Origin of the sequence: Shewanella sp. (genome assembly GCF_047975355.1) — a bacterium.
Classification (GTDB): Bacteria; Pseudomonadota; Gammaproteobacteria; order Enterobacterales; family Shewanellaceae; genus Shewanella.
This window is the reverse complement of record NZ_JBKEDJ010000078.1, coordinates 20312-46032: the sequence shown is the minus strand read 5'-3', so window position 1 is coordinate 46032 and position 25721 is coordinate 20312. Positions and strand designations below refer to the sequence as shown.

At 50.4% G+C, this 25721-nt stretch carries 29 protein-coding genes; 18 read left to right on the top strand and 11 right to left on the bottom strand.

The window, feature by feature from the left end:
• The 3 genes from ACK5NH_RS18085 to ACK5NH_RS18075 form a co-directional block, all read right to left on the bottom strand.
• Complete coding sequence (locus tag ACK5NH_RS18085) at window positions 1-690, bottom strand: response regulator transcription factor (protein WP_416922303.1); 690 nt, start codon at window positions 688-690, stop codon at window positions 1-3.
• A complete protein-coding gene (locus tag ACK5NH_RS18080; protein WP_416922301.1) occupies window positions 691-1737 on the bottom strand; it encodes a DUF4118 domain-containing protein in 1047 nt (348 codons plus the stop codon). It lies immediately after the preceding gene.
• A gap of 228 nt (window positions 1738-1965) precedes the next feature.
• Window positions 1966-2892 carry a pirin family protein gene (locus ACK5NH_RS18075; RefSeq protein ID WP_416922298.1) on the bottom strand — a complete coding sequence of 309 codons (927 nt, stop codon included), beginning with the start codon at window positions 2890-2892 and terminating at the stop codon, window positions 1966-1968.
• A 134-nt stretch (window positions 2893-3026) separates the two neighbouring features.
• Here ACK5NH_RS18075 and ACK5NH_RS18070 point away from each other — a divergent pair, with 134 nt between their 5' ends.
• The 4 genes from ACK5NH_RS18070 (at window position 3027) to mog (ending at window position 6519) form a co-directional block, all read left to right on the top strand.
• Window positions 3027-3764: a sulfite exporter TauE/SafE family protein gene (locus tag ACK5NH_RS18070; RefSeq protein ID WP_011620895.1), complete on the top strand. Its 738-nt coding sequence runs from the start codon at window positions 3027-3029 to the stop codon at window positions 3762-3764.
• Window positions 3765-3878: 114 nt separating this feature from the next.
• On the top strand, window positions 3879-4343 hold the full coding sequence (locus ACK5NH_RS18065) for an NlpC/P60 family protein (RefSeq protein WP_374905379.1): 465 nt from the start codon (window positions 3879-3881) through the stop codon (window positions 4341-4343).
• 24 nt (window positions 4344-4367) lie between these two features.
• Window positions 4368-5852: an MFS transporter gene (locus ACK5NH_RS18060; protein ID WP_416922295.1), complete on the top strand. Its 1485-nt coding sequence runs from the start codon at window positions 4368-4370 to the stop codon at window positions 5850-5852.
• A 133-nt stretch (window positions 5853-5985) separates the two neighbouring features.
• The gene (gene mog, locus ACK5NH_RS18055) at window positions 5986-6519 is read left to right on the top strand and encodes a molybdopterin adenylyltransferase (RefSeq protein WP_006083754.1); all 534 of its coding nucleotides are present in this window, start codon (window positions 5986-5988) and stop codon (window positions 6517-6519) included.
• 35 nt (window positions 6520-6554) lie between these two features.
• On the opposite strand, the gene ACK5NH_RS18050 is transcribed toward mog, so the two are convergent.
• Complete coding sequence (locus ACK5NH_RS18050; RefSeq protein ID WP_416922292.1) at window positions 6555-6776, bottom strand: hypothetical protein; 222 nt, start codon at window positions 6774-6776, stop codon at window positions 6555-6557.
• Window positions 6777-6926: 150 nt separating this feature from the next.
• Here ACK5NH_RS18050 and ACK5NH_RS18045 point away from each other — a divergent pair, with 150 nt between their 5' ends.
• On the top strand, window positions 6927-7970 hold the full coding sequence (locus ACK5NH_RS18045) for a GlxA family transcriptional regulator (RefSeq protein WP_416922290.1): 1044 nt from the start codon (window positions 6927-6929) through the stop codon (window positions 7968-7970).
• Between the two features lie 3 nt (window positions 7971-7973).
• On the opposite strand, the gene ACK5NH_RS18040 is transcribed toward ACK5NH_RS18045, so the two are convergent.
• The 4 genes from ACK5NH_RS18040 to ACK5NH_RS18025 all read right to left on the bottom strand — a co-directional run bounded on the left by ACK5NH_RS18040 (window position 7974) and on the right by ACK5NH_RS18025 (window position 11803).
• Window positions 7974-8234 (bottom strand): hypothetical protein, encoded by a 261-nt coding sequence (locus ACK5NH_RS18040; RefSeq protein ID WP_416922288.1) that lies wholly within the window; start codon window positions 8232-8234, stop codon window positions 7974-7976.
• 49 nt (window positions 8235-8283) lie between these two features.
• Complete coding sequence (locus tag ACK5NH_RS18035; RefSeq protein WP_416922286.1) at window positions 8284-9423, bottom strand: ABC transporter permease; 1140 nt, start codon at window positions 9421-9423, stop codon at window positions 8284-8286.
• Between the two features lie 88 nt (window positions 9424-9511).
• Window positions 9512-10246, bottom strand: coding sequence for an ATP-binding cassette domain-containing protein (locus ACK5NH_RS18030; protein WP_023265913.1), 735 nt, complete (start codon window positions 10244-10246; stop codon window positions 9512-9514).
• Between the two features lie 3 nt (window positions 10247-10249).
• On the bottom strand, window positions 10250-11803 hold the full coding sequence (locus tag ACK5NH_RS18025) for an alpha/beta hydrolase (protein WP_416922334.1): 1554 nt from the start codon (window positions 11801-11803) through the stop codon (window positions 10250-10252).
• 146 nt (window positions 11804-11949) lie between these two features.
• Here ACK5NH_RS18025 and ACK5NH_RS18020 point away from each other — a divergent pair, with 146 nt between their 5' ends.
• The 7 genes from ACK5NH_RS18020 (at window position 11950) to ACK5NH_RS17990 (ending at window position 20269) form a co-directional block, all read left to right on the top strand.
• Window positions 11950-12315 (top strand): GntR family transcriptional regulator, encoded by a 366-nt coding sequence (locus ACK5NH_RS18020; protein WP_188871341.1) that lies wholly within the window; start codon window positions 11950-11952, stop codon window positions 12313-12315.
• A 46-nt stretch (window positions 12316-12361) separates the two neighbouring features.
• Window positions 12362-13225, top strand: a complete 864-nt coding sequence (locus ACK5NH_RS18015; RefSeq protein WP_416922284.1) for an ABC transporter ATP-binding protein — start codon at window positions 12362-12364, stop codon at window positions 13223-13225.
• Window positions 13222-14532 carry an ABC transporter permease gene (locus ACK5NH_RS18010; protein WP_416922281.1) on the top strand — a complete coding sequence of 437 codons (1311 nt, stop codon included), beginning with the start codon at window positions 13222-13224 and terminating at the stop codon, window positions 14530-14532. Before ACK5NH_RS18015 ends, ACK5NH_RS18010 begins: the two co-directional genes overlap by 4 nt.
• 128 nt (window positions 14533-14660) lie before the next feature.
• On the top strand, window positions 14661-16454 hold the full coding sequence (locus ACK5NH_RS18005) for an AMP-dependent synthetase/ligase (protein ID WP_416922279.1): 1794 nt from the start codon (window positions 14661-14663) through the stop codon (window positions 16452-16454).
• A 140-nt stretch (window positions 16455-16594) separates the two neighbouring features.
• Window positions 16595-19084, top strand: a complete 2490-nt coding sequence (locus ACK5NH_RS18000) for a hypothetical protein (protein ID WP_416922277.1) — start codon at window positions 16595-16597, stop codon at window positions 19082-19084.
• Window positions 19085-19191: 107 nt separating this feature from the next.
• The gene (locus ACK5NH_RS17995) at window positions 19192-19602 is read left to right on the top strand and encodes an acyl-CoA thioesterase (protein ID WP_088212728.1); all 411 of its coding nucleotides are present in this window, start codon (window positions 19192-19194) and stop codon (window positions 19600-19602) included.
• 118 nt (window positions 19603-19720) lie between these two features.
• Window positions 19721-20269, top strand: coding sequence for an HPP family protein (locus ACK5NH_RS17990; RefSeq protein ID WP_416922275.1), 549 nt, complete (start codon window positions 19721-19723; stop codon window positions 20267-20269).
• Between the two features lie 20 nt (window positions 20270-20289).
• Here the strand turns inward: ACK5NH_RS17990 and ACK5NH_RS17985 are convergent, their stop codons facing one another.
• Together ACK5NH_RS17985 and ACK5NH_RS17980 are read right to left on the bottom strand one after the other, a co-directional pair.
• Window positions 20290-20553 carry a GNAT family N-acetyltransferase gene (locus ACK5NH_RS17985; RefSeq protein ID WP_416922273.1) on the bottom strand — a complete coding sequence of 88 codons (264 nt, stop codon included), beginning with the start codon at window positions 20551-20553 and terminating at the stop codon, window positions 20290-20292.
• 59 nt (window positions 20554-20612) lie between these two features.
• Entirely contained in the window at window positions 20613-21041 is a 429-nt protein-coding gene (locus tag ACK5NH_RS17980) for an acyl-CoA thioesterase (RefSeq protein WP_374905392.1), read from the bottom strand.
• A gap of 182 nt (window positions 21042-21223) precedes the next feature.
• On the opposite strand from ACK5NH_RS17980, the gene ACK5NH_RS17975 reads away from it, so the two are divergent.
• From ACK5NH_RS17975 to ACK5NH_RS17965, 3 genes are all read left to right on the top strand, one after another.
• Window positions 21224-21577, top strand: a complete 354-nt coding sequence (locus ACK5NH_RS17975; protein WP_416922271.1) for a MerR family transcriptional regulator — start codon at window positions 21224-21226, stop codon at window positions 21575-21577.
• 71 nt (window positions 21578-21648) lie between these two features.
• On the top strand, window positions 21649-22227 hold the full coding sequence (locus ACK5NH_RS17970; protein ID WP_416922268.1) for an NAD(P)H-dependent oxidoreductase: 579 nt from the start codon (window positions 21649-21651) through the stop codon (window positions 22225-22227).
• Between the two features lie 16 nt (window positions 22228-22243).
• On the top strand, window positions 22244-22639 hold the full coding sequence (locus tag ACK5NH_RS17965; protein WP_416922266.1) for a GFA family protein: 396 nt from the start codon (window positions 22244-22246) through the stop codon (window positions 22637-22639).
• A 61-nt stretch (window positions 22640-22700) separates the two neighbouring features.
• On the opposite strand, the gene mtnC is transcribed toward ACK5NH_RS17965, so the two are convergent.
• Window positions 22701-23381, bottom strand: a complete 681-nt coding sequence (gene mtnC, locus ACK5NH_RS17960; RefSeq protein ID WP_416922264.1) for an acireductone synthase — start codon at window positions 23379-23381, stop codon at window positions 22701-22703.
• A 363-nt stretch (window positions 23382-23744) separates the two neighbouring features.
• On the opposite strand from mtnC, the gene ACK5NH_RS17955 reads away from it, so the two are divergent.
• The 3 genes from ACK5NH_RS17955 to ACK5NH_RS17945 all read left to right on the top strand — a co-directional run bounded on the left by ACK5NH_RS17955 (window position 23745) and on the right by ACK5NH_RS17945 (window position 25710).
• The gene (locus ACK5NH_RS17955; protein WP_416922262.1) at window positions 23745-24179 is read left to right on the top strand and encodes a hypothetical protein; all 435 of its coding nucleotides are present in this window, start codon (window positions 23745-23747) and stop codon (window positions 24177-24179) included.
• Between the two features lie 92 nt (window positions 24180-24271).
• Window positions 24272-25285 carry a DUF3137 domain-containing protein gene (locus tag ACK5NH_RS17950; protein WP_416922260.1) on the top strand — a complete coding sequence of 338 codons (1014 nt, stop codon included), beginning with the start codon at window positions 24272-24274 and terminating at the stop codon, window positions 25283-25285.
• Between the two features lie 128 nt (window positions 25286-25413).
• Complete coding sequence (locus ACK5NH_RS17945) at window positions 25414-25710, top strand: hypothetical protein (RefSeq protein ID WP_416922258.1); 297 nt, start codon at window positions 25414-25416, stop codon at window positions 25708-25710.
• Window positions 25711-25721: the final 11 nt, after the last annotated feature.

The window sequence follows — 25721 nt, the reverse complement described above, 5'->3', positions numbered from 1 at the left end:
CTAGGGCGGGCCGAGGTCGGTGAGTCGATACCCTAAGCCGGGCTCGGTTTTGATCAGTTGTTGTTCGTCGCTGTCGTTGAGCTTTTTACGCAGTTGGCGGACTAAAATCCGCAGGTAGTGGCTATCTTCCTGATGAGTCTCGCCCCAGATATTGCGCAGCAGTTCGCTCTGTTTCAGTAATTGCCCCGGGTGGGACATGAGTTGGGCGAGCAGGGCAAATTCCTTTTTGGTAAGCGCCACTTCCTGTTGATTGAGCCAGCATTGATGGCTGCTCTTTTGTAGGGATAGCGGGCCAAATTGCAGCATATCGGCATTGCTTGAGGTATCCACAAGGTCACGGACTAATACCTTGATACGCACGATTAATTCTCTGATGCCAAAGGGCTTACTCAGATAATCGTTAGCGCCTGCCTCGAGCAGGCGGATTTTTTCTTCCTCCTGATCGCGGGCGGTGAGCACCAGTACTGGGGTCTTATCCTGCTGGCGCAGCCCATGGAGCAATTCGATACCATCGCCATCGGGCAGGCCGAGGTCGAGCACGATAAGGTGCGGCTGGTGGCTTTGGTATTGTTTAAGCGCCGTGGCTATGCTGGTGGCACTTAAGTATTCAAAGCCTTCCGCCTCGAGTGAGATCCGCATAAAGGTATGGATTTGCGGCTCATCATCCACCACTAAGACCTTATAAGCCATTTATGCCGCCTCCGTGGTTATGGGTAAGGCGATGCGGATCAGGCTGCCTTGAGCGACAGTTTCGGCGCCGATACTGCCCCTGTGGGCGGTAATAATGCCTTTGGCGACCGCTAGGCCTAATCCCGCACCGCCATCGGTCGAGGGATGTTGACGATAGAACAGCTCGAAAATGGCCTCGGCGTCGGCTGGCGCTATGCCTTGTCCTAAGTCTTGAATATCGATGCGTAGCATCTGTTGGTGGCGGTACAGGTTTACCGTAACAGGCAGTTCTGCGGGCGAGTAGCGCAGGGCATTGTCGAGCACATTGAAAATCGCCTGTTCAATCAAAGAGCTGCAAATCATTAATGGCGGAAGTTCTGGCTCACTGTGAATTTGGATCCTAGGTTGCGCGGTTTGAAAGCGGGCAATAGTGCGTTGTAACACTTCGCGTAGATTGGCTTCGTCTAGGCTAAATTTGAGCGCGCCATGTTGTAACTTGGTCGCCTGCAAGAGGTTTTCAATATATTGGTGCAGGCGATGACTCTCGGCGGCGGCCGAGTCGATAAGCTCCTCGTTTTGCTCTGGGCTGAGTTTAGCTTGGTATTCCTTCAGCGTGGTTAAGGTGCCGATAATGGTCGCAAGCGGCGTGCGTAAATCGTGGGAGACTGAGAGCAAAATGCTATTTCTGAGCTGTGCCTGTTCGAGTGCCTGCTGCTGGCGGCGGTAATGTTCGGCTAACTTGCTGCTAGTGAGGGCGACCAGCAAAAACACGCTTAGATTGACTATGTCTTCGACGTTGAACATCTGCAACGAATAGCGCGGCGTGGTGAATAAAAAATTGAAGCTGACGGCGCCAAACACAGCTACAAAATAGGCGTAGTTGGCGCTGCATTGCAGGGCCACGGCGACCACGGCTAATTGCAGGATAAGCAGTACGGCAATGGCCGAGCCTGAAAAGTGATCAATCAAATAGCTAGTGAGCAGAGCAATCACTAACAGCATGGCGGTAAATAACGCGGGATGCGTGCGCCAGTATTGGTTGATGGAGGCTGTATTTGCAATAGTCATAACGGCTAAGGCGTTGCTGAAGTTAAGGCTACTCTAGCAAAGGCCTGTGGGGATAGCGCGTAAAAAATCCGTAAAATTTTCTGGGGCTTGGCTTGTGGATCTTGTCTGGCATTTACATCAGACAGGCGGTTCTGCTCACCAACTTGCATTAGATAGTGGCTGCAAATACCTCCATTAGGCGAGGTAATCTAGCTCGATTACCTCGCGCTAACGCATGAACGGCTGGGATTACCAAGGGATGGGCGGCGGCATTAAGCGTTTGCCGTTATAACCCGGCACTGTGGCAAAACGTGGTGACTTGGCCTCCCAATCGGCTTGGGCGCTGGCGATATCTTCCTTGCTGTGGCCGACGAAATTCCACCAAATACTGACGGTGTCGGCGAGGGGCGCGCCGCCAATCAGCAGTAAACGTGCGCCAGGGTGAAGCTCGAGCGTTACACTCTCGCGCAGCATGCCAAGGTAAGCGAGGTTATTGTTATCAAAGGCCTCGTCGTCGATATCGAATCGGCCCTCGAGTGGCATTAGGCCATATTCAAATCGCGGATCCAGCCTGAGTGTTAGTTGAGTGGCATCTGCGGCGAATATATCGAGCGCGACGATTGGTGAAAAGTGCAGCGTGGGCGCTTGTTTATCCTTCCACGATCCAATCAATAGGGTGAATTCGGCGCCCGCCTCCTGCCAAGTGGGCAGCTGGGGATAATGGTCGAATCTAGGGGTTGTGTCTTTGTGCTCCAGCGGCAGCGCAATCCATAGCTGCACCGCATGCATAGTGCGATGACCTTCGACGGACTCTTCGGTGTGGGCGATACCATGGCCCGCGGTCATCAGATTGACCTGCTTTGGGCGGATCACTTGGGCGCTACCTAGGCTGTCCCTGTGCATGATTTCCCCCTCCAGCATCCAAGTGAAGGTTTGAAGGCCGATATGGGGATGCTCGCCCACATTCATTAAGGGGCCGTCGGTGACTGGGCCAATATGATCCAGAAAACACCAAGGTCCTATGAGTCGACGCGGTTTTTGTGGAATCGCCCGCGCCACGGGTATCCCGCCCACATCACTGATTTTGGGGGCAATCTGCTGGATTTGGATCCGCCCATCTTCGACGGGGCATTCCCTTGGGCCGCCGTAAAATGGCGACGTTTGCATTTGACTCATATCGACTCCTTATCTTCATTTAGACACGGATAGACTTAACATTTATGCTGGTGCAGCGAGGCGATGTTTCACCCTCAAGGTCTGTTACTCGATGCTCGACCTTAATGACTTTAACGTAATATTGGGAATAAGGGATGTTAACAGACCCTGTTTTTTGGCTGGTGGCGATTCCTGCGGTGTTGATCACTGGGATCTCTAAATCGGGTTTTGCCGGCGGCGTCGGTGGCCTGACCGTGCCCCTGCTAGCGCTGGCCATAAGCCCGGCAACCGCGGCGGCAATCATGTTGCCATTGCTGATTTATATGGATTTTTTAAGTGTTCGCTCCTGGTGGGGCCAACATAACCCTCGCCAATTATGGATCCTTTTACCCGCGGCGATTGTGGGCATAGGCATGGCCTATTGGCTGTTCGACCGCTTAAACGAAGATTATTTACGGGCGATTTTAGGCTGTGTTTCCTTAGGTTTTGGTCTTTATGGCTTGATATTAGGGGATAAAACCCAAGCAAAGCCTTCGCCACTTGTGGGGCGGCTTTGCGGCTTAACCGCAGGTTTTACCAGCTTTGTGGCCCATGCGGGCGGGCCACCACTCAATGCCTATTTGCTGCCGCTACGCTTGGCCAAGCCAGAGTTTTTAGCCACGGCAGTGGTATTTTTTGCGGTGGTTAATCTGGTTAAGTTGGTGCCCTACAGTCTGCTCGGACAAATTAACCAAGGCAACATTCTGATTTCGCTATTACTTGCGCCTCTGGCTTGGTTAGGCGTAAAACTGGGGTTGGCGATTCAAGATAAGATCAGCGATAGGTTGTTTAAACGCATCATCTTGATTTTAATGGTGCTGGTGGGTATTCGTTTATTGTGGACGGCGTTATAGTTTTAAGCTTGGGATTAGCTTAGGCTGTTACCATCGGTTTTTTCACGATATTTTCGTTATCGCTTTGATAGCACCCATATTACGCAAGAATTGCCTGCGATGAGTTTTACGCTAATGAAACGATTACTGATAGTTATCTTGGCCTTAGGTCTTGGCGCCTGTGCGAGCGCGCCAGAACCTAAGCCTGTGGTGAAGCAAGTTGAACCTATCTCCGTTTGGAACGATAGCAATATCGCCGATTTCCATTCCGAATGGCGCGGCGTACCCTATCGCCTAGGTGGCGGCACTAAGAAAGGCATCGATTGCTCGGCCTTTGTGTCGGTCGCTTATCAAAAGATGTTGGGCATGACTCTGCCGCGCACAGTGGAAGAACAGCAAGCCCTCGGCAAACCCGTGGCGCGGGATCAACTGCGTAAAGGCGACTTAGTGTTTTTCAAAACAGGTTGGAGCACGCACCATGTCGGCATTTATGTGGGCGGGAATAATTTTCTCCATGTCTCGACGAGCCAAGGGGTGAAAATTTCGAGCCTGCTAAACAGTTATTGGGCATCAAAGTATTGGAATGCAAGGCGAATTTAAGCCTTAATCACAGGTGGAGACTCTATGACCCCAGCGTCTGCTTCGTCCCAGCATGAGCCTCTGCCCACCTCGGTTTTTCTGGCGATTTTCTCCGCCGTATTCTTACCCATGTTTCTGGCGGCGGTCGATCAAACCCTACTCGCCACCGCAACCCCAGCCATAGTGGAAGATCTTGGCGGCCTCAGGCAAGCCTCGTGGATCACTATCGGTTATATGCTGGCGATGGCGGCCAGTGTGCCTATTTACGGCTGGCTAGGGGATAACTTTGGCCGCGCTAAAATCCTGATGATCGCCTTAGTGGTGTTTGCGCTAGGTTCGGTTGTTTCCGCCAGTGCCAGTACGATGGACCACATGATTGCTGGGCGGATCCTCCAAGGTCTCGGCGGTGGCGGGCTGATGAGTCTGTCCCAATCCCTAGTGGGTGAACTGGTACCGATACGGCAAAGGGCGCGTTTTCAGGGGTATTTTGCCGCTATGTTTACCCTCGCCAGTGTTGGCGGCCCTGTGATTGGCGGCTTTGTGGTGCATGCCTATTCTTGGCACTGGTTATTTTGGGCGAATATTCCTTTGGTTATGCTGGCGGTTTGGCGACTTAATCGTTTGCATAAACAGAGTGTTAAACCCGTACGGCAAGGGCGGTTTGACTTACTCGGCGTGTTGCTTTTTCCCGCTATCATCACGGCGCTGTTGTATTGCTTATCTGTGGCAGGGCAAGACTTTGCTTGGCTATCGGCCACAAGCTTAGGCTTTATGGGATTTATCTGTGTGGGCGCCATTGTGTTGTTGTGGTGGGAGCGTCGGCGTGAGAGTCCTTTCTTACCGCTGGATTTACTCGTCAATAAAGCCATTTATATGCCGCTCTTCACGGCAGCACTGTTTGCCGCCTGCCTGTTTGCGATGATCTTCTTTTTACCCATTTACTTACAGGTTGGCTTGCACACTAATCCGGCCAAAACGGGCTTGCTGCTGATGCCAATGACCTTTGGCATAGTGACGGGCTCCACCATAGCGGGCAGGCTGTTGAGTCGGGACGTGGCGCCTAAATGGTTGCCGACCTTCGGAATGGGTTTGGCCTTTGTCGGATTGCTCTTAATCGGTTTAGTGCCGCCGAATGCGAATCTTATCGGCGGCTTAGGTGTGCTGGTAGGTATAGGTTTAGGGACTGTGATGCCCAGCGTGCAGCTGGTGGTGCAGAGCGTGTCGGGCAAGGCGCGTTTAAGTCAAATCACCGCCATGGTGTCCTTGAGTCGTTCCATGGGCGCGGCAATTGGCACGGCTTTGTTCAGTCTGTTGCTATATGGCTTATTACCGCTCGACGGGGCGCAGGTGGGAATTGCGGCAATAAAGCAGTTACCCATAGAGGTTGTGCATCACGCCTTCCAATGGGGTTTTATCGCGGCGGCTCTGGTTGCGCTTAGCTGCGCGATTGTCGGGTATCTCTCGCCCGCAACGCCACTTAAGGATCACGATACTGAGCCGCACCCTAAAGCCGTCAGCTCGGCAGACTAGCTGCTAATACGTGAGCTAAGTCGAGTTGTCGGCGCGCATTTCGCCTTGTTTTTATGCTATTTTAGCCGCAGAGAAATTAGTGGATCCCAAAGTGCTTAGGGGTCGAGTCACAGATTGATGTTTGGAGTGGGATATGAGCAAAGCAAAAATCGGGATTGTTACGGTAAGCGATCGTGCCAGCGCGGGGATTTATGAGGATATCTCGGGCAAGGCCATTATCGACACCCTCAATGATTACCTCACCAGCGAGTGGGAGCCGATTTATCAAGTGATCCCCGACGAGCAGGATGTGATTGAAGCGACCCTGATTAAGATGGCCGATGAACAGGATTGTTGCTTGATTGTGACCACGGGCGGTACTGGCCCTGCGAAGCGCGATGTGACGCCAGAGGCAACCGAAGCCGTGTGTGATCGCATGATGCCGGGCTTTGGCGAGCTGATGCGCGCTGAGTCATTAAAGTTTGTGCCCACCGCCATTTTATCGCGCCAAACCGCGGGTTTACGGGGTGATTCTTTGATTGTGAATTTACCCGGCAAGCCAAAATCGATCCGCGAATGTTTAGATGCCGTGTTCCCCGCCATCCCTTACTGCATCGACCTGATGGAAGGGCCTTATCTTGAGTGTAACGAGGCCGTTATTAAGCCATTCAGACCTAAGGCAAAGTAAGCGAGATTGTTTAGCAAGACAGTTTAAACCCAAGCCTAGCTTGGGTTTTTTATTGGCTTGTTAATAGGACTTGGCGGCTTGCTGGTGATCAGCAGCGCCGACACGCCCGTTGTAATAAATAGCACGGGTATTGCCACAAAATGCGCGAACACATTGGGCGCAATGCTGAAGTTTAACCAAAGCAATAACGCCCAAGTGAGGCCGAGTAAGCCAAAGGCCAGTACTCGTTTAAGATAGCTGATAGATGGCTGCATCATAGTGTCACCCTTTCCTCCGGAAGTTTGAGACAGTCTAAAAACTCTCGCATTGGGCTTAAAGTGTCGTTATTGACAATTTTAGGGTGAGTAGTGACATTTTTCACCACTGCGCTAGACTCTATGCATGATGAGGCTGGCGAGGGGATTGGGATGAAAAGGATCACTATTTTGGCGACGGACAATACGGTAGCCAGCGGGATTATTGGTTTTCTCGATGTGTTTAGTTTCTGCAATACCTATTGGCGGCGAGTCAATCCTCAGGCCGAGCAAGATCTGTTTGAGTGCCAAGTGGTGTCGAGTCATGGCGGTGATATCCTAACGAATCAAGGCATTAAAGTGCCTGCCGTAGGGCTTAATACCCCGAGTGATATTCTGCACTCCGATGCGGTGATTTTGGCTTCGGCCATGGTGACCAATAAGAACGAATTTCAAACCTATCTCAATGATTTTGAATCCTTATTTGAACCGTTAAGATTGTTTGCCGACTCAGGTAAACCATTGGCGGCCTATTGCTCTGGCACCTTGATTTTAGCGGCCACCGGCCTGCTGGACGGGCGTGAAGCGACCACCGTCTGGTGGCTGAATGAGATGTTTCAGCGACATTTTGCCAAGGTGAACCTGCGGATGGACAAGCTGGTGGTGTCCGACGGCCATCTGCATACCGCGGGGGCGACGACCTCGAATATGAGCCTCGCCCTGCATTTAGTGCACATTTTGGTGGGTGAGCAGTTAGCAAGCCAGATGGCAAAAATCCTGCTGATTGATCCTAATCGCCAATCCCAACAACCCTTTATGACCATGGATCTGATGACGTCGAGCCATAAGGACGAGGTGATTTGGAATGTGCAGCAATGGATGCAACATCATTTAACCGAACCGCTGTTACTGGATGATATTGCTGATAAATTTGCTTTAGGTAAGCGCACCCTTATTCGCCGCTTTAAAAAGGCATTAAACGAGACTCCGGCCAGTTATGTACAGCGTCTGCGGGTGGATGAGGCAAAACGCCTATTGGAAACGACCAGTCTAGGCTTAGAGGAAGTGGTCACCCGTGTTGGTTATGAGGATGTCAGCTCGTTTCGCAAATTATTTATTCAGCTAACGAGCTTAACCCCGAGGGCCTACAGGCAGCGCTTTAATACTCAGCAATATGAGTTTGATAGCGACAATTGCTGCGAGGCCGAACTGCATTAACGGCTATTTCAGCGCGTCAATCTGTTGCGCAAGAGATGTCTTGTCAGTGTCGTACTCTGCGTCTGTCACTATGCGCTCCAGCACTTGCACACGCTCGGTAAGCACTTGATTCTGTAAGCTCAACTGCGTGAGTTTATCCTCAAGCTGTCGCTCGTTGCCGCCACCCAGTTGGCGGATTTTCAGGTAATGCTTAAACATTTCTGTGGCACTCACACCAACCACAAAAGTCACCATGATCACCATCAGCACATATTCGTTTTCCATAAATGACCTCTTTAACCCAAGGGCGCGCTGTGCCCTTGGGTCGATAGTGTTATAAACCGAAGACTACCTTTTCACTCTTCAAGGATTTTTCCATGCCGAATGCTAAGACGAGGGCGATGGCTAGGGTGCCCAGCGTCGATACCAACAATTGCAGCATGTTCATGTCCTTACCTTTAATAAAGTCCATCAGTGCTTGCTGTTGACCCGAGACAGGCAACCACTGCAGCATGTCCGGCGCTATGTTGTAGCTGGCCGCCATCGACAATGCCAAGGGCACGAATAGCACCATGGTCAGGTAGGACTGTGCTTCCTTAAAGGTTTTCGCCATAAAGGACACAAACAATTGCAGACAGGCTGCCATCAGGGCGACGGGAATACCGACTAGCAGCATCAGCGCCATAAATTCGCTGGTAATGCTGACGCTAAAGCCGAGTTCCTGCCAAGGCACGAAGGCGTAGGCGATCTTAGACACGAGTAAAATCAACACTAAACCGAGCAGGGCAAATAGGCCGACGGCGATGATTTTAGAGAGCACTAATTGGCGCGTGGTCAGCGGATGGCTGAGTAACAATGCCAAGGAGTTGCGCTCACGCTCACCGGCGCTGGTGTCGATGGCCAGATTCATCCCCGAGATAAACACTGAGTAAATCATAGTGAAAATGGCGATGCCTAAGATCATCCCGCCCTTAGAGTCGGTCGTGGCTTGGTCATGCACATTTACTTTCAGTGGCTGCACCACTCGAGGGTCAATGCCACGGGCGATTAAGCGCAGGCTGCCCATTTCGGCGCTATAGGCCTGTAACTGTTTCTCTAAGCGACGAATCGAGTTTTGCAGTTTTTCCTCTGAGTTATCGGCCACGATAGTGATCTCGGCGCCTTTGCCTTGGTTCATCTGCTTGGCATAGTCGGGGCTGATAATCAGCTCGATGGCTTTCAGATCCTTAGCGCCTGCTTCGCCCTGAGTAATCCCCTTGTTGGATAAAAATCTCACTAAGTCCGGCGCCTTGTCTGGGTTAGTGATGCTGATTTTAAGATCGTCCGGGCTGGTCAGCTGGCCGATCAGCACCATAAATAGGCCACACATGATCAGCGGCGTGCCTATGGCGTAGTAGAGTCCCGCCATCACAGATCGTTTATCGCGGGCGGCGTCTATCAGTTCCTTACGAACCATTGCGATGATTTTATTCATGATTATTCCTTATCCCGAGAGTTATCGTTCGCCCTTTGGCCTAAGCTGGCGTTATCGCAATTTGTGTGAGCGTTAATGCTGTGAGTCATCATGCGGCAATGCCCTCATCGGTACCGATAAGCTGGATAAAGGCATCTTCGAGTGAGGCCTTACCCGTTTGCGCGCAGAGTTGCTCTGGGCTGCCGATGGCCACCACTCGGCCTTGCGCCATCACGATCACTTGGTCGCACAAAGCCGCCACTTCCTGCATCACATGGCTGGAAAACAGCACGCAATGTCCTTGATTCTTAAGGTCGATAAGAATGTCGCGTAGCAAGCGAGTGCTCATCACATCGAGTCCACGGGTCGGTTCGTCGAGGATAATATTGCTCGGGCTGTGGACTATGGCTTGAGCTAGGGCGGTCTTCATTCTTTGCCCTTGGGAGAAGCCTTTACAGCGGCGATCGCTGATATCTTCGAGGCGCAATTTGGCGATGACATTATCTGTGGCCGCCTTGGCATCACTCGCGGATAAGCCGCTGAGTTCGGCAAAGTAACGGATATATTCCCTTGGTGTGAGGCGCTCATATAGACCGAACGGGTCGGGGAATAAGCCCAACTGCTGCTTAGCGCCAATCGGGTCGATGGCGACGTCGATACCTTCAATTTCAGCCGTGCCAGTATCGGGTTTTAACAGACCGAAAATCGTGCGCAAACAAGTGGTTTTACCCGCGCCATTGGGGCCGAGTAGGCCGGTGATCTGGCCGTTTTCGGCCACGAAGCTCAAATCGTTTAAGGCCTGCACTTCGCCGATGCGCTTAGAAAGATGGGATACTTTGATCATGACTTACTCCTTGGCTCCAGTGCTGGGCTTATCCTTGGCAGATTGGGTTACGGCTTCGGTTGCTAGTGGCTCAACCGAGCTGGCATTTAAATAGAAGCTACGGCGCACATCCTTCTGCAAACATTCACCATCGAGATCTTTAACTGAACCAGTACGCACTAACTCGGCGACTAAGTTATTGGCGCAGGACTGATAGGCCACACCATGGGTCGCATAAGGTGCGACAAAGTGTTTGGCGTTGCTGAGTTTTTCCATCGCCAGTTCGCCCCAACTCGGTGGTGTCGCGGGATCTATTTCGCCCGACAGCAACAGGGTTGGAATATCGCTCTTGATCGGCTCGCTAAAGTTGGCATCGACTGGCGGCATCTTCCACACAGAGCATGAAGTTTCGAGGCTTTCGAGCATGGTTTTACCGACATAGGAGGTTTTGGCCTGTTCACGCATCGCAGGGGTGATGCGGTGCATGTCTTCTCCGCAGACCACGGAGGCGTGCATACCCATCGCCATCCCCGCGCCATCTGTGGTTAAGGCAAATAATCCGAGTAGCGGTTGGTAGTTATCCTTTGCGGCTTGATGAATCGCATGGGGCACTAAGGCGCGTACATTGGTTTGATACAGTGCCATGCGGATCGCGCCGTAAAACTTCGCGGGGGTGAGCGTGAGTAGGGTCTTTTCACCCGTCACTGGGTCTTGTACTTGTTCCATTACCGGCCCTTGGTTGAGTTTAGCGACCACTTGGTCAAACTCGGCCTTGAGTTCAGGAAACTCGGCATGGCAGGCGGCTGTTTCTTGGCAGTCTTTAAACAGCAAGTCAAAACCGCGCTCAATTGCCGAGCCAATCTCCAATACGCTTTGTTGCATGGGCACTATGCCGTCTAAGGTGACTGTGGCTAAGTGCTCTGGATATAAGCGCATATAGAGCTGCGCCATACGCGTGCCGTAGGAGATGCCGTAGACATGCAGCTTTTTGTAGCCTAAGTGTGTGCGAACGGCTTCGAAGTCTTTCACCGCATTGAGGCTGCCGTATTGGGTGACGTCAGTGTCGGGGAATTGATCGCGGCATTTTTGTGCTTCGACCAAGGTATCGACATTATCCTCGTTGATAGCGAGGGGGGATTGTGGGCCTGAGTCGCAATTCAGTGGATTCGAACTACCAGTACCGCGTTGATCGATCAGCAGAATATCTCGCTGCTGGCGCACTTTGTTCAGCATGCTATCGAAGCCTGCCGCATTATCTATGGCCGATTGACCCGGGCCGCCGGCAATCGCCAGTAAGGCTTCTTCGTGGTTGACGTTTTTCACTGCGGGCAAGACCACATAATGCACTTGGATTTGCTTGCCATCGGGCTTGTTAGGGTTTTCGGGTACAGTGACAAAGCCGCAGTTCAATCGGTCCGATATACCTTCCACATAGCAGGTGTTGGCGGGTTCAGTGGGTTTAACTGAGTTGTCGCTCGCCCAAGTCGCGGCGCTACCTATGGCGAGCATCAGCGCACTCAAACTGATGATGCTTTTGCTTAATTTGCCCGAGTGCTGGCGCGTATCAACGCGCTTCATTGCCACGTCAGCGCTGGCATTATGGGACTTCCTGTGGATCATGCTATCTGTCATGAGCGCTTTCCTTTTTGCATTCCAGGATGAGTGTGTTACTTTAAATACAGTGTATCTGTGTATCAATGTATTAATACAGTGTGTAAAGACTAATGTTAGAACTTTTAAATGTCAACCCCAGCAGTGGTGAGCCAATTTACAAGCAATTACACGAGCAAATCGTGCGCTTGATTGTGGGCGGCCAACTGCAAGAGGAAGACGTATTACCCTCAGTGCGCCAAATTGCCGAATTTCTTGCGGTCAACCCGATGACGGTATCCCGTGCGATTCAGCAGTTAGTGGATCAAGGCTGGCTAGAACGCCGCCGTGGTCAGGCGACTCGGGTCGCAGCCCGTACCGAGGCGATGGAGTCGGGTGTGAGTCTGCTTGAGCCGCAATTAGATGCACTGCTGGCGCAGGCAAAGCAGTTGGGCGTGAGTCTGCCCGAGTTACTGCAATTGATTAATGAGCGTTGGTAGCCTGAGTCGAGCTAAGCGAAAACGAGAATAAAAAGGACGCAATTCGATGGACCAAGACTGTACCCCAATACTAGCGTTTTCTAACGTAAACAAAGTGTTTCGTGGCAAAGGTGCCAGCGAAAAACGTGCGCTCAAGGATCTGACCTTACGTTTATCGGCCGGTATGGTGGTCGGCCTATTGGGACAAAACGGTGCGGGTAAATCGACCCTGATGCGCTGCGCCTTGGGGATCCTCTCGCCGGATTCGGGTGAAATCCGCACCTTAGGCGAAACGCCGGAGCAGCTCTCCTCGGCCGCTAAGGAACGCCTCGGTTATGTTCCGCAGCAACCTTTTGGTTATGAAGGCTTTACCGTTGAGCGCGCCCTCGATTTGCACCGCAGTTTTTATCCCCACTGGGACATGCAGTTAGAGCAGGATTGGCTCGCTCGCTTCGAATTAGATGTGACTCAACAGGTACAACGCCTGTCCGTTGGTCAGCGTCAATCCTTAGCCTTGATCATGGCCATGGCCTATCGTCCCGAGTTGCTGATCCTCGATGAGCCCGTGGCCAGCCTCGACCCTATAGTTAGACGCAAATTTATGGTCGATTTGTTCGACTTGGCCCTCGAATCCGGCTCGGCCGTGTTGTTCTCATCCCATATCACCTCGGATTTGGAACGGGTGGCGAGCCATGTGGCCTTGATTAAACAGGGCGAATTAGTGTTGTTTAAGGAAATAGATGCCCTGCGGGAAGAGGTGCGTTTAGTAAAACTAGCGGCTGGCACTGAGTTGCCTGAGCAGGTGCGCATTCTCAGTCGTGATGGCGATTCTGTGCTGGTGGATAGGGGCGATGTGGAGCTTAATCTTCCCGGTGTGCTGCGAAGCGAGGCGCTAAATTTGGAGCAACTCTTTGTGGAGTTACACAAATGAGTGCCGCTAAACCCTTAGCACAATCACAGACCCGCATCGGCAGTAGCCATTCGCTCAATCCCTTTCACGGCATGTTGCGTCTGTGGTTTTTTGATGTCGGCAGCGTGAGTTTTTTAGGCACAGGCATATTTGGTTTCGCCATGAGTCTCTTAGCGGGATGGGCGGGACAAAAAGCGAGTTTCGATATTTTTGTCACCATGGGGCTAGTGTCTACCTCGGCTGCGGTGGCATGGCAGCTGATCCGCCTGATGGCGAGTGAGTGCTCCATCTTAATCCCCCGTTATCGGCAGAATATTTTTATCCAGTGTGAGGTGATGCTGATAGGCGCCTTTAGCCTTGCGGTGTTGCAATGCGTGTTGTTTGATCTTACCGATACTCTGTCGTTATTGGTCTTTGCCCAAGGGATAAGCCTAGGCTTTATCTTGCTGTGCCTGCGGCAAACCCAATGGTTTTACAGCTCATTTTTACTGTTTATCTTAGTGCCGTTTTCCAACGATTTGGCGGAGCAAGTGCCGCTGTGGCTGAGTCTAGCCGTGATGATTGTGTTAGCCGCTTTGATTTGGCGTCGATGTCTAGCTTTACCTTGGCGGGTGGAGGCACGCAGTGTGTATCTCAACGGTTTGGAAATGGGCTGGTTTTGGCTGCCGAGCCTGCAATCCATGCGGACCTTGACTCGGTTAGAGCGCTATCTGCATCCGGTTAACTTCTTTATCGGTCCTATGTTGACCGTGTTGCTGCTGTTGCTCCCCGTGTTGACTATAGTGCTAGGGATCTTATCCCATGAGCTGCATTGGGACTTCCCCGTGTTACTGCTGTTGGCGCAGTTTAGTGTGATCGGCTGTTCGCTAGTGCATTGGAGCCGTGTACAACGCTCTCGGGCGACTGAAATGTTGCTGTTGATGCCAAGCTTCGATGGCCGTGCTGGATTGGTTAAGGCCTTTGGCCGCGGCCAGCAGCGCTTGTTGTATCTGATTAGTTTCAGCGTGTTAATCTGCAGTTTGTTTGTCACTTGGCTCGATGGTGACATGAGCTTGCCTCTGCTGGCGCACATAGTGATGAGCACTTATTGGGCCTGTGCCTTAGTGTTAGGGTTAGGCTGCCTGTGTCGCCGAGTGTTACAGGTGAGCCTGACCATGTTCGTGGTGGTGGGACATTCACTGTGGGTGTCTATTAGCCTCGCGGCGCTGCAACATGAGGGCAGCCTGCTTTATTGGTCGCTGGGTAATTTGTTGCTGCTGATCCTTGGGCAAATCGCACTGATTTGGGGCAGTAAAAAGCTCTGGCAGGGCGATATTACAGGGCTTTAACTGGGCTGAAATGGCGTGATTTGGACGACATTCGCACAAGATTAGAGCAAAAACTCTTAGTTTTTGGCTTGCCTTCAGGTAGAATGCTGCAAAAGCGGTACACTTGTAAGCTAAAAGGTGAGTCACACATGTCGCTCGAACAATATCACGTAATTCGACTATTACAGCAGCAAAGCCAGTCATTAAAAGAGGCTATCGCGCTGGAAGGTTTTGAAATGGCTGCGCCTTGGCATCAAGTCAGTTGGCAGGCATTCGATCAAATCAGCCATAAAATTGCACAGGTGTTGATTGAACTTGGCGTACAAGTGCAAGACCGTTGCGTGATCCTGTCGCAAAACTGCCCTCAATGGACCTGCGCCGACATAGGTACCCTGAAAAGCCGTGCCGTTGTGGTACCTATCTATCCAACCAGCACCTTAGAGCAGGCCAGTTTTATCATTAACGATGCGGCGGCCAAGGTGATTTTTGTCGACGATGCTAAGCAATATGCGCTGGCCTGTGAGTTGCAAAAACAATGTCCGACCCTAGAGCATGTGATTGTGTTCGACGCGAGTGTTGAACTGGCGCAAGACAATGCCCAACATCAGCATTTAGACAGCTTGTTAGCCAAAGAATACGGCCAGAGCGCCGAGCTTGAGCAACGCTTAAAGGATGCCAATCTCGACGACCTGTTAACCCTAATTTATACCTCTGGCACCACGGGCGCTCCTAAGGGCGTGATGCTGGATTATCGCAATATGGCCTCGACTGTGCGTCAGCACGATCAGATCCTGCCGTTTACGACTGGCGATGTGTCGTTAGCTTTCCTACCTCTGAGCCATGTGTTTGAACGTGGTTGGAGCTTCTATGTGCTATGCCGTGGTGGCCACAACGTGTATCTGCAAAATACTCAAAGAGTCAAAGAGGCTATCAGCGCCGTGCGTCCGCATACCCTGTGCGTGGTGCCGCGTTTCCTCGAGAAGGTTTACAGCGCTGTGCAAGATAAAGTCGCTAAATCTGCCGAAGGCCGTAAAAAACTGTTCGCCTGGGCCATGGGAGTCGGCGAGCGTCAGTTTGAGGTAAGCCAAGGCCGCGCTAAGGGCGGTTTGTGGTTATCCTTGCAATGGCGTTTGGCGCATAAGTTGGTCTACAGCAAGTTACAAGCCGTGCTCGGTGGACGCTTAAAGTTTATGCCTTGTGGCGGCGCCGCCCTCGACTTAAATGTAGCGTCTTTCTTTCATGCCATTGGTATTCCTGTGCTTTGCGGTTATGGCATGACGGAAACGAACGCGACTGTGACCTGTAATACTTTAGATAACCGAGTTGCGGGTTCGAACGGTAAAGTCTTACCCGAAATCGAAGTGAAGCTTGGTAAGGACGATGAGATTTTAGTCCGTGGTGATACCGTGATGCGCGGTTATTACAATCGCCCCGAAGATACCGCAGCTGCCTTTGAAGATGGCTGGTTAAAGACTGGCGATGCGGGACGACTCGATGCCAATGGCAATTTATTTATTACCGACCGCATCAAAGAGTTGATGAAAACCTCTAACGGTAAATACATTGCGCCGCAGCGGGTTGAAGGCACAGTGGGCCGTTGCCCCTTTATCGAACAAGTGGCTGTGATTGCCGATGCCCGTAACTATGTGACGGCGCTGATTGTGCCTGCCTTTGAATCCCTCGAAGCCTGGGCCAAGGATAAGGGCCTGAAATACGAGTCGCCTATCGAGCTGCTGCGTCACAGCCATGTGGTTGAACATTTCGAGCAGCGCTTAAAGCATTTGCAGCAAGAGTTGGCGGGTTTTGAGCAAATCAAAAAGTTTACCCTGTTGCCTGAAGCCTTTTCGATGGAGGCGGGATTAATCACCCCGACGCTGAAATTGCGCCGCAAAATGATTTACCACAAGTACGCCCATGAAATTAATGCTATGTACAATAATTGATTGTTAAATCTTTGATCCTAAAAGGCCGCTTAGCGGCCTTTTTTGTGTCAGCTACTTCCTGAAGCATCGGACTTCGCTTAAAATTCGCCCCGCTTACTGGTGCGCACGAGGCGCAAGGTGTCGGTGTTAAGGATAGTTAAATGGAACTTTCGATTCGTCGTTTATGCGCCGCAGTTGGTGCGGTGTTGCTCTCTTCGTTTGCGGTTATTCCTGCTGCACTTGCGGCGGAATATGACAAAATGGTTCACGGTCCCGTGGATCTTCCCAATGGCCAATGGCTCAATTTTTATCAAAAAGATCAACAGGTATGGGGCGAAATGCTCTACGGCGATGCGCCTGGTGTGCGCATTGACGATTACGGCCGCGCCGAAATCGTGGCGGTGTTTTACTATGACTTCGACAAGGGCGGCACCAAAGAGGTGATCGTCATGCTCAAGGATGTCGATGGCCAGCATCTGCGAGGTTATGGTTTTGAGGGCGAGGAGTTGACTAAACTGCCGCGCCTGCAAGCCGTGCTCGATGAAGTCGCACCCACCATTAGCACCTTTACCGTCGGCGGCGTTCGCAAAGTATTAAGCCAGTTACCACCGCAGCAGTACCGTATGACCTATGAGGCTGAGGGGGTTCAAGATCCTGACATCAAAGCGATTCTTGATGGTACCTCTAAACTCAAACCGACCTTAATTGGCTATCGCAATTCTGAAGGCATAGCGACGGATATAAAAAACGCGGTGGAATACAAGCTGCGCTATCCTCTGACTCGCACCGATAAAGATGCCGAGGGGCGTGAACGAAAATACAGTCTGGTGGCAACCTTTGATCGCAGCGCCTACGTCGAAGAAGATGGTAGCTTTATGCTGGTGGCCATTGGCTACGAGGCCGACGACATCGATTGGCTTAAAAATGGCAGCGACAAAATCCCTCGTACTGGCGCTTTCTATGAATATATGAGTATGGGCAGTACTTGGGCTGGAGTTGCCAGTGAAGCCCATTATGTGCAGGGTGAGCTGGATGGTCACTTTGCCGCCTACGATGCCCGCAATGGCAGTGTGATGTATGCCGGTGACTATAAGCTGGGTAAGCAAGTGGGTAAGTGGATTGAAGCCGACAGCCGTGAAACCTACTGGGAAGGCGAGTACCTCGACGGTAAGAAACAGGGCAAATGGGTGTTGCAGTCCATTATGGATGACGCCGATAACTACGGCTTTATTCACTACAACAAGGGCGTGCCCGATGGCCCGAGTGAAATCTATACCCCAGATTATGATTCCAGCACCGAAGGCGCGAAAAAGTTGTCCGAAAAGGGCATTTATCTCAATGGCGTAAAAGATGGCGAGTGGCTTGAGTCCGATGGCAGCAAAGGTCTGTACCAAAAGGGCGTGAAACAAGGCACTTGGGTGGAAAAGGTCACCCAAGGGGATTATCGCTTTCAAACTGGTGAAGGCAGCTACCTCGATGGTAAACGTTCAGGCACTTGGGTATATATTCGAACGCCCGATGAGAACGATGCTTTTACCACAAAGCAATCAGTGACTTATCTCTATAAGACCGAAGTCAACTATGAGAATGGTCTACGCCAAGGTGAGGCTAAGTTATTCAATAAAGATAATTTTATGTTCGCCCTTAAGCATTACGATAAGGGCCGTCTCCACGGAGAAAGTCTATGGTATTCAGCGCCAAATATCGTCAGCAATGTTGCCAACTATCGTCAAGGCGAGTTGGATGGCGCACAAATGTGGCTCGAGCCTAACGGCGATCTCAATGAGTTGAGCCAATATAAGTTTAATGACGCCGTAAAGCTTAAACCCTCGCAGGATGAATGCATGATGCGAAAAGAGCCCTACGCAGGCGATTGTGAGGGCGTATTAAGCGTAAAAAATGCTGAAACCACTTCAATTAAAGACGGTGAGCAGCGAGTGTATCGCGGCGGCCAACTATCCGAATTAAGTTATTACACCAATGGGTCGCTTGATAAAGAATATCGATTCGATTCCAACGGTCGCTTAACGTCTCTGCAGACCTATAAAGCGGGTCAGGAATATGGCCCAAGCATCCGCTATTCTACCGACGGCGGCTATTCGCTCGTCCAATATGGTCATCTTATCAATAACCGTCTCTCTGGCCCCCATTACACTTTCTACCCGAACGGCCAGTTAAAGAGTTTGTGGAACTATTGCCAGCAAGAAGGTGAAACCTGGAACGGTGAACCCTATTTCTGGGATAACGCCATTGCGCGCTGCGGTATCCAGCGGGAATATTTTGATAATGGTGCCGTGAGCTGTATCGAGGATCTCGACGGCAATTATGCCGTGGATAAAGTCTGTTACGACCGCAATGGTAAGTTAGCCAGCGAAATGCTGCGTATCGATGAGCAGCATGTGGTGCATAAGCGCTATATGAACGGGGTTATCTATCAAGAGGAACCCGGGTTCTCGGATTTTTCCCATGTGACTAAGGGGCGCAAAATCTATCACTTAGAAAACCCGAAAAGCCATGGCGTGTTTAAGTCCTATGACAGCAGTGGCAAGCTCAAATACGAAAAAATCTATGATATGGGTAAGGCTGGTTGTATGAAAAAGTACGATGCCAATGGCAAGCAAACCCCAGAGACCGCGAGCTGCCAGTTCTAGCATCGCGCTTCTTATTTCTGTTAGGCTTGGTAGGGATAAACAGGGTAAGCGCCTCGTTTATCCCATTCACAGCATAAAAGTATAAGAACAACAAAAGGGAAGTTTGCATGTCAGTCACCGAATACAGCCTCGAAATTCACCCAAGATTTACCGAAACCGATGGCCTAGGCCATATCAACAACACAGTGATCCCCGTGTGGTGCGAGGCGGCGCGCACGCCAATCTTCGAGATTTTTAATCCCGAGTTGGATTTGCATCAGTGGAACCTCATAGTGGCAGGCTTTACCGTGGCCTTTATCGCGCCGACTTATTACGGCAAGAGCGTGACGGTGAAAACCTATGTCAGCCGTATCGGCAATAGCAGCTTCGAGTTAACCCAAAGCTGTTGGCAAGCGGGCAATAAAACCGCCGAAGTGAAAACCACCTTAGTGCACTACGACTACAGCTGCGAAAAGAGTCGTCCCATCCCCGAAGATATTCGTGAAATCTTAGCTAGCCTCAACGGCGAAGCTGCTTAAGTCTGATCTTCGCTTTCACCGCACAATTGCAATTGCGCGGTGAAAACGTTAACGTTGCGGCCGCAAATGTGATGCGGATCACTTATCCGCGCCTTTATACCTCCCGGCCGGATTTAGCATGAGATTTTACTTCACCCGAATGCGTTCTAAGGACATCTGTCCGCCACGACAACCCCTGAAAAAGATCGTTTGGTCATGGGTAGGGGCCTTTTGTGGCATTTACTTAGTCGCCAGTCTCGCCACTTATATGGGCGATAATCTGCTCGGCACCATGTTTGTGATTGGCTCATTTGGGGCGTCGGCGGTATTAGTCTATGGCGCGCCGCTGGCTGAGTTTTCACAGCCACGTAACTTGATGGGTGGCAGTGTGCTATCGGCACTGATTGGTGTGGCTGTTTATCAGGTATTTGCCGATTATATGGTGCTCGCGAGTGCGTTAGCGGTATCACTTGCCATCGCATTGATGTATTTAACCCGCACGCTGCACCCACCGGGCGGCGCAACGGCATTAATTGCTGTGATAGGCGGTGATAACGTGCATCAACTCGGGTTTCTCTATGCCTTGATGCCAGTCTTTCTCGGCTCACTACTGTTATTGCTGGTGGCGCTGGTCGTGAATAACCTCTCCACCGATCCCAAACGCCACTATCCAGTGTATTGGATTTAGCTTATCTGTTGCGAAGCCAGTTATTTCAAAAACTTCTGCACATACCAACAGCTGGCTCGTATCTCGTAATCTTGGGCTTTGGCCCATTTCAGGCCATGGCGAACTAAACGTTCGGCAAGGCCTTTGCCGCGTAGCTCGTCGGGTACAAAGGTTCGATTAAAATCGATGTGCTGGCCATTGAGTTGGTATTCCAGCACGGCCTCATACCCGTCAACGGGGATCACAAAGCGTTGTCTATCCTGTTGATGCTCAACGGCGGCCTCTATTGGCGCTCTTTCTGACATACAGCCTCCTTCTGATTTGGCCTAAAGTGTTATGGCAATGTCGCCATAGACTCGGTAGCTTAAGCTTGCTCGTGTTGTTTAAGAATGGCGAGTAATTCCGTGGGAAGCTCGGCTTTTTGGCCAGTTTTAAAGTTAAACATCACAGCGACCGAAGTGCCTAGGGTCGTTATGGCCTGTTGCTGCTTGCTAAACGCCTGATAATGCATGGTAAATCTGTCGTTCTGAATATCGCTAATACTCACACTGACCAATAGGGTATCGGGGAAGGTTACAGGGCGTTTATAGCGGGCCTGATTTTCGCTAATCACTGGGCCAACACCGGATTTATACAAGGCATCGAGTGGAAAGAGACGGTTGAAAAAGTCGATACGTGCGGTTTCAAAATAACGGAAATAGACCACGTTGTTGACGTGTTGCAGCGCATCCATTTCGCCCCAAGCTACAGGGATTTCGGTCACTATAGGGTGCTGTGCGAGAAACTTTTCCATTGGACTTAGTGTTGGACTTTCCATTGCATTACTCATAGTCAAAAGCTCTAGTTAAAACGCTCGTTTAAGAAGCCAGACTAGCAGTATAAAGTGCGAGCGACAAGCCTAAAGCGCGGTGATATGCTGGCTAAGGCTTGGAGGTTTATGATGATTTTTTCAATTATTTTAATGGATTAAATACTATGTATATTGGTGCTGTGGCGAAGCAAACTGGTCTATCGATCAAGGCGATTCGCCTCTACGAGGAGTGGGGACTGATCAGTGCGCCGATCCGTAAGGGGCGTTATCGCACTTATAGCGCAACCGATATAAAGCAGTTATTGCTGATCAAAGAGGCTAAAACCTTAGGTATCAAACTCTCGCAACTTAAAGACTTGTTTACCGAGGGGGAACAGGCGGCGCAGCTTGAGTCTGTGCAGCTGTTTTTATTGCATATCAAAGCCGATTTCCTACGGCAGAGTAGCGAATTAGAAGATAAATTAGTCAGGCTCGATGCCTGTATTGATGGTTTGGATACCTGTGAATCCCGGGCATAATTGCAGGCTTGACTCTGCCCCTAGGGGCAGGGCTTAAGCTGTTGTCATATTGAATACTCAAGGTTTTTACTATGACAAAAAAGATTCTGGTGGTTTCTGGCCATCCTAAACCCGATAGCCTGTGTGAACATTTAGCCGACACTTACGCCAAGGCCGCTGGCGAGTCGCATTCGGTGCGTCTGTTAAAGCTCTGCGAGTTGGAATTTGAGCCTAATTTGGCGCAGGGATACCATCAAGAACAGCCATTAGAGGCGGATCTGCAACGCTTTCAGCAGGCCATTCTCTGGGCCGACCATCTAGTGATTGTGGTGCCCATTTGGTGGGGCAGCGTACCCGCCAAGTTTAAAGGGTTAATTGATAGAACATTTTTACCCGGTTTTGCCTTTCAGTATCAGCAGGGGAAAACCTTTCCCAATCGACTGCTCAAGGGGAAAACCTCACGCATTATCATGACCATGGATACGCCCCCTTGGTATTACAAATGGTTCCAAGGCGCGCCCGCCCTAAAGCAATTAGATATCGCGACGTTAGCCTTTAGTGGTTTTAAGCGCGCTAAGAGCCAAATGCTGGGGCCTGTGATCAATGCCAAGGCGCTGCAAGTGCAAAACTGGCAAGCGCAAGTTGAACGGCATGGCAGGTTGGGGCGTTAATCAATAAGGAGCTTAAGTGATTAAACACGTTGGCAATACTCAGATCCAAGCAAAGCATCTCGCCAGTTGCCATTGTGGCGCCGTGGTGTTGGAGTTATCGCTGCCCAATGGTATTGAAATGCCAAGGCGTTGTGATTGCTCAATCTGTCGGCGCAAGGGCGCTATCGTCGGCTCAGTGCCGCTGGCGGGATTGAAGATTATCAAAGGCGAAGAAGTATTGAAATGCTATAAATTTAATACCAAAACCGCCAAACATTACTTCTGCTCTGTGTGCGGTATCTATACCCATCATCAAAGGCGCTCTAATCCCAATGAATATGGCTATAACCTTGGTTGCCTCGAAGGCGTTAACCCTTACGAATTAGGCGATGTGCCCGTTTGCGATGGGGTGAATCACCCTGCGGACAGGTAGGTTTGGTTGCCTGATAAACAAAAAGCGACCCTAGGGTCGCTTTTTATGTGCTGTGTCGGTGTTACTCAATCACTAGCTCATCGAAACTCTTGATAGTGCGAAAATCGCCAGTGCGTTGTTTGCTGTCGCGCACCATTTGGCAGGTCATCATGCCTGCGGCTTCGGCGGCTTTAAGCTCTTCAACCACGTCGGACACAAACAGCACTTGCTTAGGACTTAGGCTGATGGTGTTGAGTATGTTGGCGTAGGCTTGTTTATCTAATTTGTTACCGGTACGGGTATCAAAATGGCCGCTAAACATTTCGGTTAAATCGCCGCCATCACTGTGGCTGAACAGCAGTTTTTGGGCTTCAACCGAACCCGAAGAGAAGCTGTAAATACGCAGTTTTTGCGCGCTAAAACGGCTAACCGCTTCGATAAAGTCGGGGAAGATATGGCCTGTAAATTCGCCATGGGCGTAACCTTGCTTCCAAATCAAACCCTGTAGAGTTTTGAGTGGGGTCACTTTACGATCTTCATGCACCCATTGCTGCAAAATTTCAGTTACGCGGGCTAAATCGGCATCGGGTTCGAGGGCGATATCTCGGGTGTCGCAAATACAGTTTTCCACCAAGACATTGTGTTGGTTCTGCGCTAAAAAGTCTGGTAAGGCTTTGACAGAATAGGGGAATAGTACATCTTGGATAAAGTTTAGGTCTGTCGTGGTGCCCGCTGTGTCTACGACTATGGCTCTGATACCCATAATGTTTTGATACTCCACAATATGTTGGCTAAAAAATGCAACCCCGATCCTAAGCGTTATTGGGGTAATTGGCTAGTGGATTTCGCCCTTAGACCGTGGGAGATTGTGCACCATATCACTCAGCTATTCGACTGAAACTTAATTAAATGAGGAATTTTAGAGGCTTATCTAGTGGATATGGATGAAATACTGGATTTAGTGGGGAGAATTATGCTGTTTATGATCCCACAGTTTGTTGTCGGCATAAGACTATGGTCTTAATAGCTAAGGGAAATTTTGGCTGTTATTGTAGCTTTACTATCTTTCGACTGAATTTGTTCACCTTTAGGGTTTTAGGGATGAGGTCGAGCGCGCCCTGCACTGATGAGACTGTTTATGAAATATATACCCGCATTTGGCTTAGGTATTCTGTTGGCGGTATTAAGCTTTGTGAGTTTTGCACTGGTTGCAACGGCGGGCTATATGTACGCTTTGCTCGGAAGCGTCGATAACCTCAGTCACACTAGCCCGGTTTATCTGGGGTTAGGTGCCCATGATGCGGGCTTATTATTGCTGCTCTCTGGGCTGATGTTATTTAGCTATCAGCGACTGTTTCCTCTATTGCCATTCGATTGGTACGCCGCGGTGGCGATGCAATTACCCTTAGGTTCCTTAGTGCTGTGGGCGGATGGGGTTTCCTTTAATCTCACGGATTTTTACGGCGTGGCTAGGGCCTTAACCCTCTTTAGTGCCACCTTTGGAGTGCTGATTATTTTTGGCTTATTGCAGCGCCGTGGTCGTAGGCTGGCTCGGGCTTAATCGGTCATTTGTTGGCCTTAAACTGGCCTTGCTGGAATAAAATCCGTAAAATCATTGGCCTAAATGGATTTGAGTCGTAAGAGTAGGAGCCAATGAGTTCGATTGAATTTGATATTCCCGAAGATCACCGTATTCCCTTTCAGAAGTATTACAAACAAAAAATCGCCCCTAAATGCGCCCCCTTTGAAGCAAAACGTGAGGGCGTGAACCAGAGGCGGCGTGAAAATGCTAAGTTCACCACCCCAATCTACTACCTATGCATCACGGTGATTTTGGGCGCCTTCGCCGGGCTGCTCGGGGTCCAGTTTATGCTGGTGCCTATGGATTATTTTGTGCCTTTGATGATTGGCGCGTTTTTGCCGATTCCAGTGATAGCCCTAGTGGCCATTGCCTCGGGCAAGGAAAGCAATGAACTCTATAATGCCGCCTTTGAAAAACTCTACCCTATTAGTCTCAAGTACTTCGGCAATGATTATGCGTTAACGAGGGAGCCTAAGGTGGATTTCTCAACCTTTCTGGAGTTGGGGCTGCTGCCTAAAACCGATAAACAGTATGCGCAAAATTGCCTTAAAGGAACCTATAACAAGGTGACGTTCCAGTTTTACGAGGTCGATGCTTACAACACTAAATCGAACAACAATGGCTCGGTTGAGCGAGAGACCATCTTCAATGGTGTGCTGCTGGTGTGCAATATTCCTAAGCGATTCAACGGTACCACGCTGTTAGTCACGGATAAGGGCAGTTTAAAAAATCGTATTGAGGGGTTTAAGACTAAGTTATCGCGGGTCAAGCTTGAGGATGTGCGTTTCGAGCGTTGTTTTGAGGTGTATAGCAGCGACCAAGTCGAGGCGCGCTACTTACTCAATCCCTTGATGATGGAGAATCTCTTGGCCCTAGGCCGCGAGTTAAATGCCGAGGTTGAAGCCTGTTTCTATCAAAAACAATTGCTGATTAAGATCCCGACAAAACACCATTTCTTTATCAATCAACTCGATTTAGATCGCCCCATCGATTTTAAGCTCAATATCGAGCGGATGTTTACTGAGCTAGGTTATACCTTCTCGATCATCGATACCTTAAGGCTGGATAAACATACTGGGTTATAGCAACAGTCAACTCAATTGCAGCCACATTCTGTGGCTGCTTTATGCTACAGCTTAAAACATGACTTTTGGCACTTATGGGTGACTCCCCGTGCTCGTTACCATCAAGCTTCAAACTTTGATGGAGCAAGATGATGAACACGATTTTCACCCTGTCGCAATTTGTGCATATTACCGCGGGTGCACTGGCATTAGTGTTATTTTGGATGCCTGCCATGCTGAAAAAGGACGGCGCGAATCACAGTCGTTTTGGGCATTATTATTTCTATGCCATGTATACAGTGGCGGTGACGGGCGTGGCGCTGGCAACGACGGGCCTAATTGATCCGCTCGCCGTGATTAAACAGTCTACAGCCAGTGCCGACGCCTTAGCGGCGCAGATTGCGGATCGTAAAAATGCCTATTTCTCATCTATATCAGCTTGTTAACCTTAGTAACC